The organism is Paenibacillus sp. P2(2022) (assembly GCF_029522175.1).
Taxonomy (GTDB): Bacteria; Bacillota; Bacilli; order Paenibacillales; family Paenibacillaceae; genus Paenibacillus; species Paenibacillus polymyxa.
On sequence record NZ_JAKWFI010000013.1, the window covers coordinates 23,692 to 38,944 of the forward strand.

At 44.5% G+C, this 15,253-nt stretch carries 13 protein-coding genes and 1 pseudogene; 11 read left to right on the forward strand and 3 right to left on the reverse strand.

All coding sequences use genetic code 11. The annotated features are described in order from the left end of the window. Positions 1-74 precede the first annotated feature (74 nt). The 5 genes from MMB75_RS23885 to MMB75_RS23905 all read left to right on the forward strand — a co-directional run bounded on the left by MMB75_RS23885 (position 75) and on the right by MMB75_RS23905 (position 7,152). The gene (locus MMB75_RS23885; RefSeq protein ID WP_102998120.1) at positions 75-962 is read left to right on the forward strand and encodes a LysR family transcriptional regulator; all 888 of its coding nucleotides are present in this window, start codon (positions 75-77) and stop codon (positions 960-962) included. A 341-nt stretch (positions 963-1,303) separates the two neighbouring features. Then, entirely contained in the window at positions 1,304-2,677 is a 1,374-nt protein-coding gene (locus tag MMB75_RS23890; RefSeq protein ID WP_103042411.1) for an MFS transporter, read from the forward strand. Positions 2,678-2,951: 274 nt separating this feature from the next. Continuing rightward, positions 2,952-4,016: a polysaccharide deacetylase family protein gene (locus MMB75_RS23895; protein WP_103042412.1), complete on the forward strand. Its 1,065-nt coding sequence runs from the start codon at positions 2,952-2,954 to the stop codon at positions 4,014-4,016. Positions 4,017-4,239: 223 nt separating this feature from the next. Beyond that, positions 4,240-5,244: a LacI family DNA-binding transcriptional regulator gene (locus MMB75_RS23900; protein WP_016818772.1), complete on the forward strand. Its 1,005-nt coding sequence runs from the start codon at positions 4,240-4,242 to the stop codon at positions 5,242-5,244. An 801-nt stretch (positions 5,245-6,045) separates the two neighbouring features. After that, a complete protein-coding gene (locus tag MMB75_RS23905) occupies positions 6,046-7,152 on the forward strand; it encodes a glycoside hydrolase family 5 protein (protein WP_277511191.1) in 1,107 nt (368 codons plus the stop codon). A gap of 56 nt (positions 7,153-7,208) precedes the next feature. Here the strand turns inward: MMB75_RS23905 and MMB75_RS23910 are convergent, their stop codons facing one another. Beyond that, positions 7,209-7,403 (reverse strand): helix-turn-helix domain-containing protein, encoded by a 195-nt coding sequence (locus tag MMB75_RS23910; RefSeq protein WP_228552616.1) that lies wholly within the window; start codon positions 7,401-7,403, stop codon positions 7,209-7,211. A gap of 258 nt (positions 7,404-7,661) precedes the next feature. On the opposite strand from MMB75_RS23910, the gene MMB75_RS23915 reads away from it, so the two are divergent. Further along, positions 7,662-8,345 carry a response regulator transcription factor gene (locus MMB75_RS23915; RefSeq protein ID WP_025364861.1) on the forward strand — a complete coding sequence of 228 codons (684 nt, stop codon included), beginning with the start codon at positions 7,662-7,664 and terminating at the stop codon, positions 8,343-8,345. A gap of 433 nt (positions 8,346-8,778) precedes the next feature. Beyond that, positions 8,779-9,783: an aldo/keto reductase gene (locus MMB75_RS23920; RefSeq protein WP_016818776.1), complete on the forward strand. Its 1,005-nt coding sequence runs from the start codon at positions 8,779-8,781 to the stop codon at positions 9,781-9,783. A 36-nt stretch (positions 9,784-9,819) separates the two neighbouring features. On the opposite strand, the gene MMB75_RS23925 is transcribed toward MMB75_RS23920, so the two are convergent. Both MMB75_RS23925 and MMB75_RS23930 read right to left on the reverse strand, forming a co-directional pair. Next, positions 9,820-10,641 (reverse strand): helix-turn-helix domain-containing protein, encoded by an 822-nt coding sequence (locus tag MMB75_RS23925; RefSeq protein WP_044787906.1) that lies wholly within the window; start codon positions 10,639-10,641, stop codon positions 9,820-9,822. 129 nt (positions 10,642-10,770) lie between these two features. Next, positions 10,771-11,429, reverse strand: a pseudogene (locus MMB75_RS23930) (LysR family transcriptional regulator). A gap of 165 nt (positions 11,430-11,594) precedes the next feature. Here MMB75_RS23930 and MMB75_RS26280 point away from each other — a divergent pair. The 4 genes from MMB75_RS26280 to MMB75_RS23945 all read left to right on the forward strand — a co-directional run bounded on the left by MMB75_RS26280 (position 11,595) and on the right by MMB75_RS23945 (position 15,156). Then, complete coding sequence (locus MMB75_RS26280) at positions 11,595-11,762, forward strand: hypothetical protein (RefSeq protein WP_162835295.1); 168 nt, start codon at positions 11,595-11,597, stop codon at positions 11,760-11,762. Between the two features lie 69 nt (positions 11,763-11,831). Further along, a complete protein-coding gene (locus MMB75_RS26285; RefSeq protein ID WP_167441011.1) occupies positions 11,832-12,368 on the forward strand; it encodes an oxidoreductase in 537 nt (178 codons plus the stop codon). Between the two features lie 310 nt (positions 12,369-12,678). Continuing rightward, positions 12,679-14,190: an aminotransferase-like domain-containing protein gene (locus MMB75_RS23940; RefSeq protein WP_017426892.1), complete on the forward strand. Its 1,512-nt coding sequence runs from the start codon at positions 12,679-12,681 to the stop codon at positions 14,188-14,190. 36 nt (positions 14,191-14,226) lie between these two features. After that, a complete protein-coding gene (locus MMB75_RS23945) occupies positions 14,227-15,156 on the forward strand; it encodes a D-alanine--D-alanine ligase (RefSeq protein WP_017426893.1) in 930 nt (309 codons plus the stop codon). Positions 15,157-15,253 lie beyond the last annotated feature (97 nt).

Below are 15,253 nucleotides of genomic sequence, written 5' to 3' on the forward strand. Positions count from 1 at the left end.
GAAATCGATTATTTATTCCAATGCATTTGATGTTATAATCTCATTGACTTGAGGGAATGAATGGAGGATGCGATTTGGAACTTCTTCAACTGCAATATTTTCTCGCTGTAGCTCGTTTGGAACATGTAACAGAAGCTGCACGAAGTCTGCACGTTACTCAATCGTCGCTCAGCAAAACGATTCAACGCTTGGAGGAAGATCTGGGGGTCCCTTTATTCGATCGAACAGGGAGAAAACTGCGATTGAATGAGTTCGGGAGCAAATTTCTTCACCGTGCAGAAAGGGCTTTGTTTGAATTAGAACAAGGGAAGCAGGAGCTTAGCGACTTATCCAGCCCAGAACACGGAACTCTCGAATTGGCAGTGACCACCGCAAGCACATTGCCAAATATCCTTCGAGAGTTTCGGAGAAAACGACCCTATATTCAATTTCATGTGCAAATGCTGACCACGCAGGAAATGGTTACACTTCTTCATAGAGGGGAGGTTGATTTTTGCTTATCCTCACCTCCTGTAGAAGGGAATGACATCGAATGTAAAATCGTATGTATCGACCCCATTCTTGTAGCTGTTCCAAAGGGGCATCGGCTTGCGGATCGAAATAGCGTATCCTTGACAGAGCTAAGGGAAGAATGGTTTGTCGGCGTAAAGAGAGGCTATGGTACTCGTGATTTAGTGGACTCTGTATGCATGTCGGAAGGATTTGTGCCTAAATATGTGTATGAGGGGGATGAACCTGCAAGGCTTAGTACTCTTGTGGAAGCCGAAATTGGCATAGCTTTCATACCGAGCACGGCACGAAATTCGCAGGAACATCTCAAATACCTCCAGGTAGAGAATCACGAATTGATACGGGAAATTGCTTTATTATGGAACAGGAATCGGTATATTTCGCAGGCTGCTCAGGAATTCCGCGAGATAGTTGTAAAATATTTTGCGACGATTTCCAAACAAACAACTTAGTTCCATATATGTTTTTGATGATCTACCATTGAAAATAAATAAGTAGGAGATTGCGTTAATAAGATAGCGCAGAGGCTAAACATTGTTATCCAACGAGTAGGAACTAACCGTTTTTGCTTTACTTCGTCATGAAATGATTATCGTCAAAAATAACAGGTGATATTTTTATTATTTTAGTGATAATATGGTTAGGTAATTGCAATTAAACAGATTTTTACTTTTATTTTGTGGAGGCGTTAGAATGAAGTACATAGTGAAAAGAAGGGCACAAATTAAAGGGGATAACGCATCACTGGCCCTATAAACTGCGTAATCCCTGGCATTTTTAAGGGGTTTGCATAATGGAAAAATCGATTGAGAAACGTATTCCTAATTCTTTGATTTGGCTGTGCGTGCTTGCATTTTTCAGCGTATTGAATGAGACGGTGTTCAACGTATCGTTGCCCGACATTGCCGCTCAATTTGGAATTAAGCCATCCGCTGCAAATTATGTTAATACCAGCTTCATTCTTTCTTTTGCCGTAGGAACGGCCGTTTACGGAAAAATATCGGACATTTACGGCGTAAAAAAACTCATTTTCATCAGTATGATGATATACGGCGGGGGATCGCTAATTGGCTTGCTTTTTCATGCCTGGTTTCCGATTTTGCTTGTTGCACGATTTATCCAAGGAGCGGGTGCTTCTGCCGTCCCTGGGCTGATTATGGTCATTGTTACCAAAAGTATCGAAATGCAGCATCAAGGAAAAGCTTTTGGTATGATTGGATCGACCATTGCCTTGGGAGAAGGTTTTGGTCCTATACTTGGAGGCTGGATCGCGGACTATGTACATTGGTCCTATCTGTTTTTCCTGCCCATGATGACGCTAGTCACACTACCGTTTTTCTTACGGACGCTCTCTGACGAACCTGTGAAAAAAGGTGGACTTGATGTTCCGGGAGGCCTGCTCTTTGTTCTTGGAACGGTTTCGTTCACTTTATTTACGACACATTACGAGTGGTGGTATTTGAACATCAGTGTCATTCTTTTCATAGGATTTGTGCTGAGAATTCGAAGAGCTAAGGAACCTTTCATAGAACCAGCTTTATTCAAGAGGAGAAGATTTATTGTCGGCGTATTTGTAGGTGGAATACTTCTAGGAACCGTTGCAGGATTTATGTCTATGGTCCCTTATATGATGAGAGAAGTGCACCAGATGTCGACAAGCCTTATTGGAGGCGGTGTTCTGTTTCCAGGAACGATTAGCGTGATTCTTTTCGGGATCGTTGGCGGTTCTTTGGTCGATAGGCAGGGAGCTCGTTTTGTCATGGTTGCAGGGTTATTGCTTCTGGGGTCGGGTCTTTTAATCGTTTCACTTTTTTCCGATCGTAGCCCCTGGATCATCTCAGGAGCATTGGTTTTGATTTTTGGTGGACTATCCTTTGTCAAAACGGTCATCTCAACCATTGTGGCAGGCTCGCTAAGTGCTGACGAATCAGGTTCAGGTATGGGTTTTTTGAATTTTTCCTGCTTTTTGGCGGAAGGGATCGGTATCGCAGTTGTAGGCGGACTGCTTACACAGCTGAGGTTCAACTTTTCTATTTTCCCAATCGTTACTGACGTTGCAGCATACTTATACAGCAATTTAACGTTACTTCTTCTAGCTGTAGTAATTACAGGCGGTGCCATTTTTATGATCGTGTTCAAGGGAGAAAAGGCTTCCTTGGATCATTAATAGGAAATAATAATTTTTATAGAGCTGACATTGATACATCATGATGTCAGCTTTTTTGTACAAAAAACTAAATATTTTACAGCATAAGGTTAAATCTTTGCAGGTTAAATAAGAAGAATTCGATGATAAAATACTATTTGTAAACGTTTACAATCAATAGATACGTGGCTTTTTTTGGCAATTAAACCCGTAGCAGAGCAGGGGAATGCAAACGGAAAATCTTTCAGTCCAAATCTTGGTGAAAACAAATACTATATGAATAGGAGATACTTTTATGCTTAAAGCAAAGCTAGTAAAAGGCACAATGGCCCTGATGCTTATCGGTACATTGTTCTCCGTACCGATGATGTCTGTCGCCAGTGCTGCCGATGCGAGTTGCGCGAACGGTTACGTAGGTTTGACGTTCGACGATGGCCCAAATACCAGTAACACGACAAAACTGCTTGCGGCTCTGAAGCAGGCCGGTTTGCGCGCAACGATGTTCAACATCGGGCAGAACGCGCAGAATAGTCCGTCTCTGGTACGGGACCAAGCGGACGCAGGCATGTGGATCGGTAACCACTCCTATACGCATCCGGATATGACTACGTTGAGTAGCTCGCAAATGTCGTCAGAAATCACACGGACGCAGCAGGCGATCCAGTCGATTACTGGAACTGCACCAAAGCTGTTCCGTCCGCCATACGGTGCGACCAACTCGACCTTGAAATCCATCGAGAGCCAAAATGCTCTTACTGAAGTGCTGTGGAGCGTTGATTCCCAGGATTGGAACGGTGCCACTACGGCCCAAATCGTAGCGTCTGCGAACAGGTTGCAAAACGGCGACGTGCTCCTTATGCATGACCAGTACCAGACGACGCTCCAAGCGATCCCGCAGATTGCACAAAATCTCAAGAGCCGTAGCCTATGCTCTGGCATGATCTCGCCGACCACCGGTCGCGCGGTGGCGCCTGACAGCTCTACATCTCCTCCAAGCGCAGGTACAAAAGTGGAAGTCGAGAGTATGACCAAAGGCGGTCAGTACACCGGGAATATCAGTTTGCCGTTCAACGGAGTTGCTTTATATTCTAACAATGATTTGGTGAAGTACACGCAATATTTTGCGAGCGGCACCCATCATTTTTCACTCCGTGGTGCTTCAAGTAATTCCAACATGGCCAGAGTCGACCTAAAAATCGGTGGACAGGCAAAGGGGACCTTCTACTTCGGCGGGAGCAATCCCGCGGTCTATACTCTAACCAATGTCAGCCATGGAGCCGGAAATCAAGAGATTGAGCTCGTTCTAACAGCTGAAAACGGAACATGGGATGCATACATTGACTATTTGGAGATCAACTAGAAGCAAAGGAAGTTAAAAATGCACAAAGAAGAAAAGGGTAAACTTGTTGTCACTGTTATCAATGGACAAAAACATATACGCTTGGAAGTCGCCGTATTGGCGACTTTTTTTGTTTATTCGATATTACTGAACGTTTCCTATGAGGCTGAGCATCGCGTATAATATATAGTAAATGGTTATGTACTGTGTGTGAATTCGTTTATTTTGGTTTGGGGTGAGTGTAATGGCATCTATCCATGAGGTGGCCAAACAAGCAGGGGTATCAGTGGCAACGGTATCCAAAGTGATTAATAATTATTCTGATGTCAGCAGCAAAACGAGGAATAAGGTAAACAAGGCGATTGAATTGCTAAACTACCAGCCGAATGTGGTTGCCCGAAGCCTCGTGAAAAAGCGTTCCTGGACGGTCGGGATGTTCCTGCTGGATTTCTTCACGAATCCTTTTATTTCGGAGCTTCTTGATGGGTTAAGAAAGTCTCTTGAAGATAGCGGTTATGACCTGCTCTTTCTATCACCGAATCTTAGCAATCCCGATTATACCTTCACTAAGCATTGCATCAGCCGCAATGTAGATGGAGTTGTCATGTTTGGTGTCGATCGAACTAATCAAAATTTTTTGGATCTGCTTCAGGCTGAGATGCCGACGATGATGATTGATACCGATCTGCTGGGACCTAGAACCGGCTATGTAACAGCCGACAATCGCAGAGGTGCTTACTTAGGTGTTCAGCATTTGGTGGAACTTGGACATAAACGCATCGCCTTTATTTCCGGGGATTTGGGATGTCTGGTTGGTCAAACGAGATTTTCCGGGTATCAGGAAGGGCTGCGCTCGAGCGATCTTCCTTACTATGCCAAATATGTTGAGGTAGAGAAATACAGCATTGAAGGTGGATATAAGGCGATGAAGCGCCTGCTACAGCTTCCGGAAGCACCGTCCGGCGTGATCTGCTCTTCAGACTATATGGCGACCGGTGCGATCGAAGCAATTCGCGAAATCGGAAAGCGAGTACCTGAGCACATTTCCGTCGTTGGGTTTGACAACACGTTCTATGCGGAGCTGACCATGCCTAAGCTTACGACGATCAATCAGAACATTACTCTAATGGGAATGAAAGCAGGAGAGCATCTCATCCGAATGATTGAGAATCCCGATTATTCACCGCCGACGGAGATTGTCCCGGCAGATCTGGTTGTACGAGACTCGACAGGACAGTATAAGGAATAGTTTTTTAAGAATTGACAAACACAAAAACAAATTGTATTTTAATTATGATGTAAGCGCTTAACATAAGTTTCCTTGAATCAAACATTCTTCTGCTCGTTCTTGTTTCATTCCCGAGTTATGGACAAAAGGGAAAGCCTCATATTGCGTCAGAGGGGAGGAAACTAGAATAGATATGATTTTGAAAGAAGGTGATGACCCGGAAGACGTAGGGCGATATGTTGTAAACCCAATGCAAGCCTGGAGATGTTAATGGTTGAATCTATGGGAGCAGGAGGTTTTACTAACATTCTTAGCATTTAATTACCGAAAACGTTTTCGGTAATTAAATGCTAAGAATTTGTTGCCGACTGATCAAATTTCATATTCTTCTTTGAAATTAATAAATTTATACTTTTTGTGAAAGATATAAAACTAGAAAATTGGTATTGAATTCTAAAACGTTTTCGATAACAAGTATGTATACTGTCACTGTTCTTGAACCCAGCCGATATGCTGATGAATATCGGGGCTACTTGCCGAAATTTTTCGCGTAACCATGCCATATTAAAGGGAGAAGAGAATTATGAAAATGTCGTTCAATTCATTCACTAAGTCGTTAACCATGATCCTACTGTTCAGCTTATTAACGCTGCTTTTTCAAGCGGTCATACCTGCAACGCCTGCTTCTGCAGCTGCCTGCGCAAACCCTGTAAGCTATTTCGGTGAAATGAAAGCAAGTGGAAACAAGATTAACGGCTCCAAAACGAATCGACCGATGATGGTCAAAGGGGCGAGTTACTTCTGGAGCAACTGGTCCGGTCCATGGCAATCGCAAAAGGGATCTATGTCATTATCGATTGGCACTCACATGACGCGCACAACAACGTCAACGCTGCCAAAAGTTTCTTCAGCCGGATGGCGCAGGAATACGGAAGCTATGATAACGTCATTTTTGAGATCTATAACGAACCTACCCAAGTCTCGTGGGGGACAATCAAAAGTTACGCTGAGCAAGTCATCCCGGCCATTCGTCAACATTCCGACAATCTGATTGTCGTTGGAACGCCGTTCTGGTCTCAGAGTGTAGATCAGGCAGCGAACGACCCCATTACATCCTCTGGTAATATCGCCTATACATTGCACTTTTACGCTGGATCTCATTTTCAGTCGCTCCGGGACAAAGCCAACTACGCAATGAGCAAGGGTATCCCGCTGTTTGTTACCGAGATGGGCTTTGTTAACGCGGATGGCGACGGCGGCATTAATTACGATTCCACGAACCAATGGCTTGACTGGATGAACCAGAATAACCTGTCATGGGCCAACTGGGCGATTAATGACAAGACAGAAGGCGCCAGTATTTTCAATACGAACGGGAGTCTCACAGCAGGAGGTAACTATCTGAAAAGCATTTTAGCTGGGCACGCTCCATATGCCGAGTGGAGGCAGAATGCGGCTTGCGGTGGCAGTAGCGCAAACACATTATATGACTTCGAGGGTAGTACGCAGGGTTGGACCGGTTCGAATATATCCGATGGTCCATGGAGCGTAAACGAGTGGTCATCCAAGGGCAGTAATTCTCTTAAAGCGGATATCATCATGTCTGCCAATTCCCAGCACTACCTGCTTCTCTCACAAAGCCGCAACCTAAGTGGTAAGACCACGCTAAGCGCGACCGTCAAACATGCATCTTGGGACTCCGCAGGTGACGGACTCCATGCCAAGATTTATGCCAAGACAGGATCAGGTTGGGCTTGGTATGCTGGTAAAGCCGTCAAGATTAATTCGTCTGGAGGTACGACGTTGTCGTTCAACCTTACATCTGTACCTAATCTTGACGATGTTAGGGAAATCGGCGTACAATTTCTTGCCTCGGAGAACAGCAGCGGTAAGTCAGCCGTTTACGTTGACAACGTGACGCTGCAATAACACATTCCTAACAGGTCTTCATGAAGTACCGTGTTTTGTAGTTGGGAAAAATAAGGCTACAGCTGCGAGGACATATAATTTAAAATTTTGAAAGACAACTGGTAAGAGAAGAGTTCGTCACCCTCATCAAGCGAGGAATTGAGTAATTTTTTGATCTTATTTACGCGGTAAAGCAGCGTATTTTTGTGAATATTCAATTCACTGGATGTTTTGGCGGTATGTTGTCCGTTGTGCAAAAATGCCATTAACATGTGGCTTATAAATAGAATCAATAAACCTCCTTTTAAGTGCAACCTTATCTTAGTCCTCGGACTGGAGCAAGGTTGTTTTTCTTTGTTATAAAATAGGCATCCTTCGTTGTGTCACACAAAACGCCAGAAACGGCTGATGTTTTCATGAACTGCAGTCCAAGGTGCAAAGATTACTGTATTATGTTCCGAGTTGATTATTCCCTAACTAATCATTAACATTATGATATCGCGGATTAACGAGAGAAGACGGGGGTTATGATGAATAAAGCAAAAATTCTCATTATTGAAGATGATACACCAATAGCAGATTTATTATCATACGGACTTTCAATGGAGGGGTTTGAAACGCGAACTACGGCAAATGGAGCAGCAGGGATGGTTGAACTTCAACAATTTCAACCTAATCTTTTGCTACTTGACTGGATGCTGCCGGATCAAAGCGGATTAGATATTTGCAAACAAGTAACTGCAAGTTATAACATACCGATCTTGATGATTACCGCGAAATCGGATATCACTGATAAAATCCTTGGTCTTGAATTCGGCGCGGATGACTATATTACAAAGCCTTTTGATTTAAGGGAGGTTATTGCTCGGATTCGGACAATCCTCCGGAGGGTAGATCAAGCAAACAATGGAAAAAATACGGAGAGTAAAGTAATTCGGTTTAAACAAATCGAAATTATTGTCGAGGAACATCTTGTCAAACAAAATGGTATTCCAATTGACTTGACTCCGAAAGAATTTGATTTACTTATGACTCTGATAAATCACCGAGGCAAAACGTTCACACGCTCGGAACTGCTGGATATTGTATGGGGATATGATTTTGTCGGCGATACTCGGACTGTTGATACACACATACAAAGGCTTCGCAAGAAATTGGATGCAAGCGATCTGATTACTACCGTGTTTGGTATTGGATACAAATTCGAAAAATAGGTGAAAAGCAAACCAAGAATTAGCCCTTACATTGACACGAACTTATTGGTAAACGACATGTGAAGACTGGCTTCGGTCGGATATCAGAGCACCATCGGGAAAGCGAGCAAATTCCTCTAGTGAAACTATTCAAGGGTATTTATGCTGGCAGAATAAATCCAAAGTCGAATGCAGCGCCTTTTCAAGCAAGCCAAGAGCACATTACTCGCTCTTGGCTTCTTTTTTAGGAGCTGTCCTGTTATCTAATAACATTATGACATGTACTACTATCACAGTGACATTCCAATACATAAGAATTGTTAGATATACTTGAGCTGCCTAAGGTTAAGTCCTCAACCTTATGACATGTCTTGAGGGAGGCATGAAATGAAAAATAAGAAGCGGGTACGTGGGAGGTCAGCATTTCGCTAGGAATGAGAAAGGATGAAATCAGGTGACTTATATCGCACAAGAAAATCGATACGAACAAATGAAATATCGGCGGATTGGACGGAGCGGCGTCAGGCTGCCGGCCATTTCGCTCGGCTTGTGGCAAAATTTTGGAGGGGACAAACCGTTTGAGAATAGTCGTGCAATGATATTACGCGCCTTCGATCTTGGTGTCTCGCACTTTGATTTGGCAAACAATTACGGACCGCCTCCCGGATCGGCCGAAGAGACCTTTGGACACGTTTTAAAAAAAGACCTTGCACCTTATCGGGATGAGCTGTTTATTTCAACTAAAGCTGGCTACTATATGTGGCCTGGTCCGTACGGTGAGTGGGGTTCGAGAAAAAACCTGCTTGCAAGCCTGGACCGCAGCCTTCAACGAATGGGACTCGACTATGTCGATGTCTTTTACCATCATCGTCCCGATGGTGATACCCCATTAGAGGAATCGATGGGAGCGCTTGCTCATGCTGTAAAATCAGGCAAAGCACTGTATGTCGGTTTATCCAATTACGGACCGGAGGAAACGAAGCAAGCAGCTATGATCCTTAAGAACCTTGGTACACCGCTGCTCGTCCACCAGCCTATGTATTCAATGCTGAACCGGTGGATTGAGAACGGATTGCAGGACGTGCTGACTGAAGTGGGAGCCGGCACAGTGGCTTTCTGCCCGCTTGGTCGCGGACAGTTGACGGGAAAATACATCGAGAAGCTGGAAACTGAGTTTAAAACAGGCCAGCGCACACTGAAACCGGAGGCCGTATCTCAGGAGCGGATCAACAAATTCCGTGCGCTAGAGACGATCGCGAAGCGCCGCGGTCAGACGCTACCGCAAATGGCGTTGACATGGGCGCTACGCGAAGGCGGCGTCGATTCGGTGCTAATCGGTGCAAGCCGTGTAGGTCAAATTGAGGAAAACGTGCTAGCAGTACATGCGGATCCGCTATCAGCAGCGGATCTTCAAGAGATCGACCAGGTTATGCATAATATCGGGGATGTCCCCTGGTAATGTCAGAGCAACAATACGATTCATTAAACGAACAAATCAGTCAAGGCTTGAAAGACCCATTAAGCTGTCTCTTTTAAGCCTTGCGCGAAAGTGTGATGGAGAAAGTCCCTTCACTTTTTTAAACATTTTGGAGAACAGCAGCGGGTCGCTATAGCCAACAGAATAGGAGACTTCCGTGATGGACAGCTGCGAATTGTCCAGCAGATCGCTTGCTTTGTCCATCCGGAGGTTCAACAAGTATTGCTGAGGGGAAACATTAAGAATTTCCTTGAAAAGAACGGACAGATAGACACGATCAATGCCAACTATGTGTGCGACCTCGGAAATGGAAACTCTTTGGTTATAGTTCATTCGAATAAACTCGACCGCTTTACGGATGTAGGCGTCTTTGGGCCGTACCTCGGGCAGTAGTTGACTCGTAGCAACCAACATTTCGATCCAATCGGCAAGTAACCTGAACAAAATGCTCTGTCTTCGCAGTTCACTGGTGCTGTGGTTCACGTCGCAGGCGGAAAATTCCTCCAAATAAGAATCAAACCAAAACAACGGGGAGTACCTGAATACGGGATGAAGGGGAGAAATGTGCGCCTGCTCGAATAGAGGTATAACCCCGTTACCCGAAAAGGCTATCCAAGAATAAATCCAAGGATCAGTTTGGTCTGCCTCCATGTAACAAAGAATGTTATCGTATACGATAAATCCTTCGCCTTGCTGAAGATGAAAGGTCTTACCGTCAATCTGGTAAACGCCTCTACCCGCATGGATAAACATGATTTTGTATTGTCCTTTGATGCCGGGTCCCCATGAATAGCTGGGTTCACAAACTTGTTTGCCGTGATAACAGTAACAAATATCCATCTGGTTGCGTTCCTCCTAAAATAGTACATCATGATATATAAGACCCTGAAAGTCACTTGCGATATGTCAATATACAGAGAAGAACAATTTATAACTACAAAATACATATGATATCACCCTCACAGGAAACTAGCCCCATTTCTCCGCATGTCTTTTAATGAGCTTGATCATTTCCTTCATAGCAGGTGAGGGCCATTTATCTTTGTGATATGCCAAATATGTTGATATTGCAGGACAGTCTGGTCCAACCTCTTCACCCTGAAGCTTGTAATGTTCTAGTTCCTCTTTAACGGAGAAAAAAGGAACCATGGAGATGCCTAAACCGCTCTTAACACATTAGCTCCCCAGCCTTCTTTCTCCAAGGCGACAAGGAAATCAATCTCACCGGTCTGAACAGCATGAGAGACATCTTGATAATCCAAAGATTTCAGAGAAAGATTGACTTTGGGATACATTTGTCTATATTCAACAAGCAATGATGGAATACGGCAGATCATTAACGACTCTGAGATTCCTAATGTCAAGTTGCCGGTAGGTTCATCATTGGTCGTTAGTGCCTGAGTGTAGAGCTCAATGATCTTAAGTGCATAAGGGAGAAACTGATGACCGTGATGGGTTAGAACCACCTTCTTACCTAAGCGATCAAAGATGGGCTTGCCGACCTCAGATTCCAATTCCTTAATATGTGTCGTCACAGAAGACTGAGCGTAACCCAAGTGTTCAGTTGCTTTTTTAAATCCTCCTGTTTCGACAATGGTTTTTAATGTGATCAAATAACGAAGTTCCATACGTCCACGTCTTTCGTTAATAACAGTTCAATTTTGTTGAATTAATCGTTCGATAACATCAATTTTACCGATAAAATATACCGGTTTATAATGTACTTGTTCGATGATCATAAATCAAGTATTGAATGTGTTACGAATGAATCTAATGTTAGAGGTGGATGTGAATTGGGACAACTAAATACATTGTTTAAGAGCGTGCAGATAGGTAATAACGTGTTAATTAACTGTGTAGGCGTAGCTCCAATGACACGTATCAGTGCTACATCGGAAGGATTAGCCACTGATCAAATGGCAGCTTACTATGCCTCTTTCGCTCGTGGGGGCTTGGTCTAATCATAACAGAAGGAACATATACAGATGAATTGTATAGCCAGTGTTATTTTAATCAGTCTGGTTTAGTGAATGAGGAGCAAATCACATCTTGGAAAAAAAGTGGTGGATGCTGTTCATGCAGCAGGCTCATCTATTGTTGTGCAGCTTGAGCATGCAGGAGCCTTATCACAAGGAAATCGATTCAAGTCCCAAAATCTAGCTCCGTCAGAAGTGCTTCCAAAGGGTGAACCTCTAGCTTTTTATGGTGGTGCTGAATCGTTTTCTACTCCGATCGCTGCAACGAAAGAAGATATTGAGGAAGTCATCCGTGGATTTGTTGCTTCAGCCGTTCGTGCGAAGAGCGTAGGATTTGATGGCGTGGAGATCCATGGAGCAAATGGTTATTTGCTTGATCAGTTCCTTACGGACTATACGAATCGTCAAACAGATGAATACGGTGGATCCATTGAAAACCGGATACGACTCTTGGTTGAAGTGGCTACTGCAATTCGCCAAGCCGTTGGCCCCGATTTTACAGTAGGCATTCGAATTTCCCAGGCTAAGGTTAATGATTATCAGCATAAATGGTCAGGAAAAGAGGATGAGGCCGAAGTTATTTTCATGTAATTAGGGCAAGCAGGGTTAGACTATAGGGAAAGGGGCACTTGCAAATCATGATTGGATAAAGAAGGTTAGAAATGGTGGTCCGTTATCTGAGCTGGATCAAAATAAAGTTTTAAGACCGGATGCAACCATTAAGGATTTCGAGATTAGTCAAAAGATAATCTTTGGGTAAACAACCATCTGGGGGCACGGTTATGGTGCGGATGTGCTGGAATAAAATCGAAGGAACCATCGAAGGATGAAAAGTCCAGAGCGGTGGTTCTTTTTTTCTTTTGTTACCTGTGCCATCATTGTAGATGGAGGGCGATGAACCATGTTCCAAGATTTTAAGCTTGTTGGTGACCGTCCGGTCGCGATACAAGTAAAAGAATATATTAAACGTTTAATTATAAAAGGGACGTTTCATAAGGATCAGAAGCTACCCTCCACACGAGAAATGAGCAGTGTGCTCAAGGTGAGTCGCAATACAGTTATTGCAGCCTATGAAGGTCTGGAGGACGATGGATTTACGTATACGATACCGAGTAGAGGCAGCTATGTGGCCGCTATGGTGGGCCGTTTGGCTGTGGATAACGGAGGGTCTGACGCCTCCTTCGCCTGGCAGATTAATTGGAAGACAAGAATGAGCAAGTACGCTGTATCGGCTGCAGAGCTTGATATGATGAAGCAGGGCATTCGCACCCCAAAAGGAACCATCTCGTTTACAAGCATCGCACCGGATGAGCAGCTGTTTGATCTGGGAGATGTAAGGCGAGCCTTTATGGATCGGATGGCAATCGAAGGGCAGGTGCTGCTCAACTACGGCTATGCCAAGGGTTACAAACCACTGATCGATTACCTGATGGGATATATGGAGAATAAGGGCGTCGATATAAGCGGCAAGGATATACTGATTACAAGCGGGTTTACAGAAGGCTTTGACATTGTGTTGTCGGCACTCCGCCCTTCAGCGCGCCGCGGTACGGTAATTTGTGAAAATCCAACCCATCACACAGCGATCAAAAATTTAAAACTACAAGGTTTTGAGATTACCGGTATTCCAATGGAGCGGGATGGTATTAATGTAGATCAGCTTGAAGCGGTATTGCAGAAGCAGACAAATAGCTTCGATCTCGCTTATTTGACTCCTTCCTATCACAATCCTACAGGCATTGTCATGTCGCCAGCAAAGCGAAGCGCTGTAATGAATTTAATGATGCGCTATCAGATTCCGGTGATTGAGGATGGTTTTAATGAGGAGCTGCGCTATTCAGGAGCTCATATTGCGCCATTAATAGCAACAGCAGGGCGAGGGAACGGAGTAATCTATATAGGCAGCTTCTCCAAGGTGCTGTTCCCTGGCTTGCGAGTAGGCTGGGTGCTTGGAGATCGAGCGCTGATTGACACTCTGGAAAGCATTAAGCGGGCGCGCACCATTCATACCTCAACGATCGACCAATCGATATTATATCAATATCTGCTCAATGGAAATTTTGAGAAATATGTAAAAAGAGCACGTATGGAGTATAAGCGCAAATACGAGCTTACAAAGGCATGCTGTGAAACCCATCTCTCTGAGGCGCAACTATCTGGCGATGGGGGCTTACATGTGTTTCTTACCTTTCCGTCAGGCGTAAATACGCGCCAGTTGCTTGAAGTATGCATAAATCAAGGGGTTATATATACACCTGGAGACAAGTTTTTTATACAAGAAGGTGAAGGGACGAATACTTTGCGGCTTGGTTTTTCCCGAGTAACCGATGAACAGATCGAGCGGGGGATTCAGATCATAGGCCAACAGGTGCGTAACTTTCATAAGGCATGTGGTCATAAGAACAACCTGTAATTGCACTATGATTTTTCAAGAAAATGGGGGGTCATGATGAAGATAGGCGTTATTATGGGAGGGACTTCCACTGAGCGTGAGGTTTCGCTGCAGACAGGTCAAGAGATGCTGAATCATTTGGACCGCAGCCGCTATGAAGTGGTTCCAATTGCGATTGATCAGCCAGCGGATTTAATCGCACAGGTTCAGCACGCAGGCATCGATTTTGCACTGTTGGCGCTGCATGGCCAATATGGAGAAGACGGCACGGTGCAGGGAGCGCTGGAGACACTAGGCATTCCCTATACAGGGAGCGGTGTTCTGGCAAGCAGCCTGTGCATGAATAAGCAGCTGTCCAAGATGCTGCTGAAGTCGGCAGGGGTGCATACGCCTGCAGGTCTCTGCTGGCAGGGAAGGGACGATTATGATCAGCAAGCGGTAGAGCAGTTGGGTTACCCCGTTATTGTGAAGCCGAATATGGGAGGATCCAGCATCGGCATCCAGCTTGTGCATAATGAGATGGAGCTTCACTCGGCTATTCAGGAGGCTTGCGGTTTGGATCAGACGCTTTTAGTTGAGCCTTTTATTCAAGGAACGGAGCTTACCTGCTCAATTGTGGATGGCGAGGTATTACCAATCATCGGAATTCGCTCCGCTCATTCTGAATGGTTTGACTATAAAGCGAAATATGAGATCGGCGGCGCTGAGGAGAAGGTAATCCAGCTTCCTCCCGTTATCGAGCAGCGTGTGCGCGAGACGGCACTTGTCAGCTATCGGCTGCTGCAGTGCAAGGTGTATGCAAGGGTCGATATGATTTTGTGTCAGGATGTACCTTATGTACTGGAGGTAAACACCTTACCCGGAATGACTGCTAACAGCCTGCTTCCGAAGAGTGCAGCTGCAGCAGGCATAACCTTTACGCAGCTGCTGGACCGTATTATTACTAGCTCACTTTATGAACGGAATCGGGAATGGGAGAAGGTTTAATATGTTTGATGGATTATACAGAAAATGGCGAAACTTTGTTATAATGGTTAGAACGGAACAGCGTTAAACTGATGTAGATTTGAAGAATGTGCAGTAT

Bases quoted from the DNA above. Each gene is read 5' to 3' on its own strand.
- MMB75_RS23945 (WP_017426893.1), top strand. From the start codon at position 14,227: ATGAAGATAGGCGTTATTATGGGAGGGACTTCCACTGAGCGTGAGGTT.
- MMB75_RS23890 (WP_103042411.1), top strand. From the start codon at position 1,304: ATGGAAAAATCGATTGAGAAACGTATTCCTAATTCTTTGATTTGGCTG.
- MMB75_RS23925 (WP_044787906.1), bottom strand. From the start codon at position 10,641: ATGGATATTTGTTACTGTTATCACGGCAAACAAGTTTGTGAACCCAGC.
- MMB75_RS23910 (WP_228552616.1), bottom strand. From the start codon at position 7,403: ATGTTAATGGCATTTTTGCACAACGGACAACATACCGCCAAAACATCC.
- MMB75_RS23895 (WP_103042412.1), top strand. From the start codon at position 2,952: ATGCTTAAAGCAAAGCTAGTAAAAGGCACAATGGCCCTGATGCTTATC.
- MMB75_RS23900 (WP_016818772.1), top strand. From the start codon at position 4,240: ATGGCATCTATCCATGAGGTGGCCAAACAAGCAGGGGTATCAGTGGCA.
- MMB75_RS23905 (WP_277511191.1), top strand. From the start codon at position 6,046: ATGGCAATCGCAAAAGGGATCTATGTCATTATCGATTGGCACTCACAT.
- MMB75_RS23940 (WP_017426892.1), top strand. From the start codon at position 12,679: ATGTTCCAAGATTTTAAGCTTGTTGGTGACCGTCCGGTCGCGATACAA.
- MMB75_RS23915 (WP_025364861.1), top strand. From the start codon at position 7,662: ATGAATAAAGCAAAAATTCTCATTATTGAAGATGATACACCAATAGCA.
- MMB75_RS26285 (WP_167441011.1), top strand. From the start codon at position 11,832: ATGAGGAGCAAATCACATCTTGGAAAAAAAGTGGTGGATGCTGTTCAT.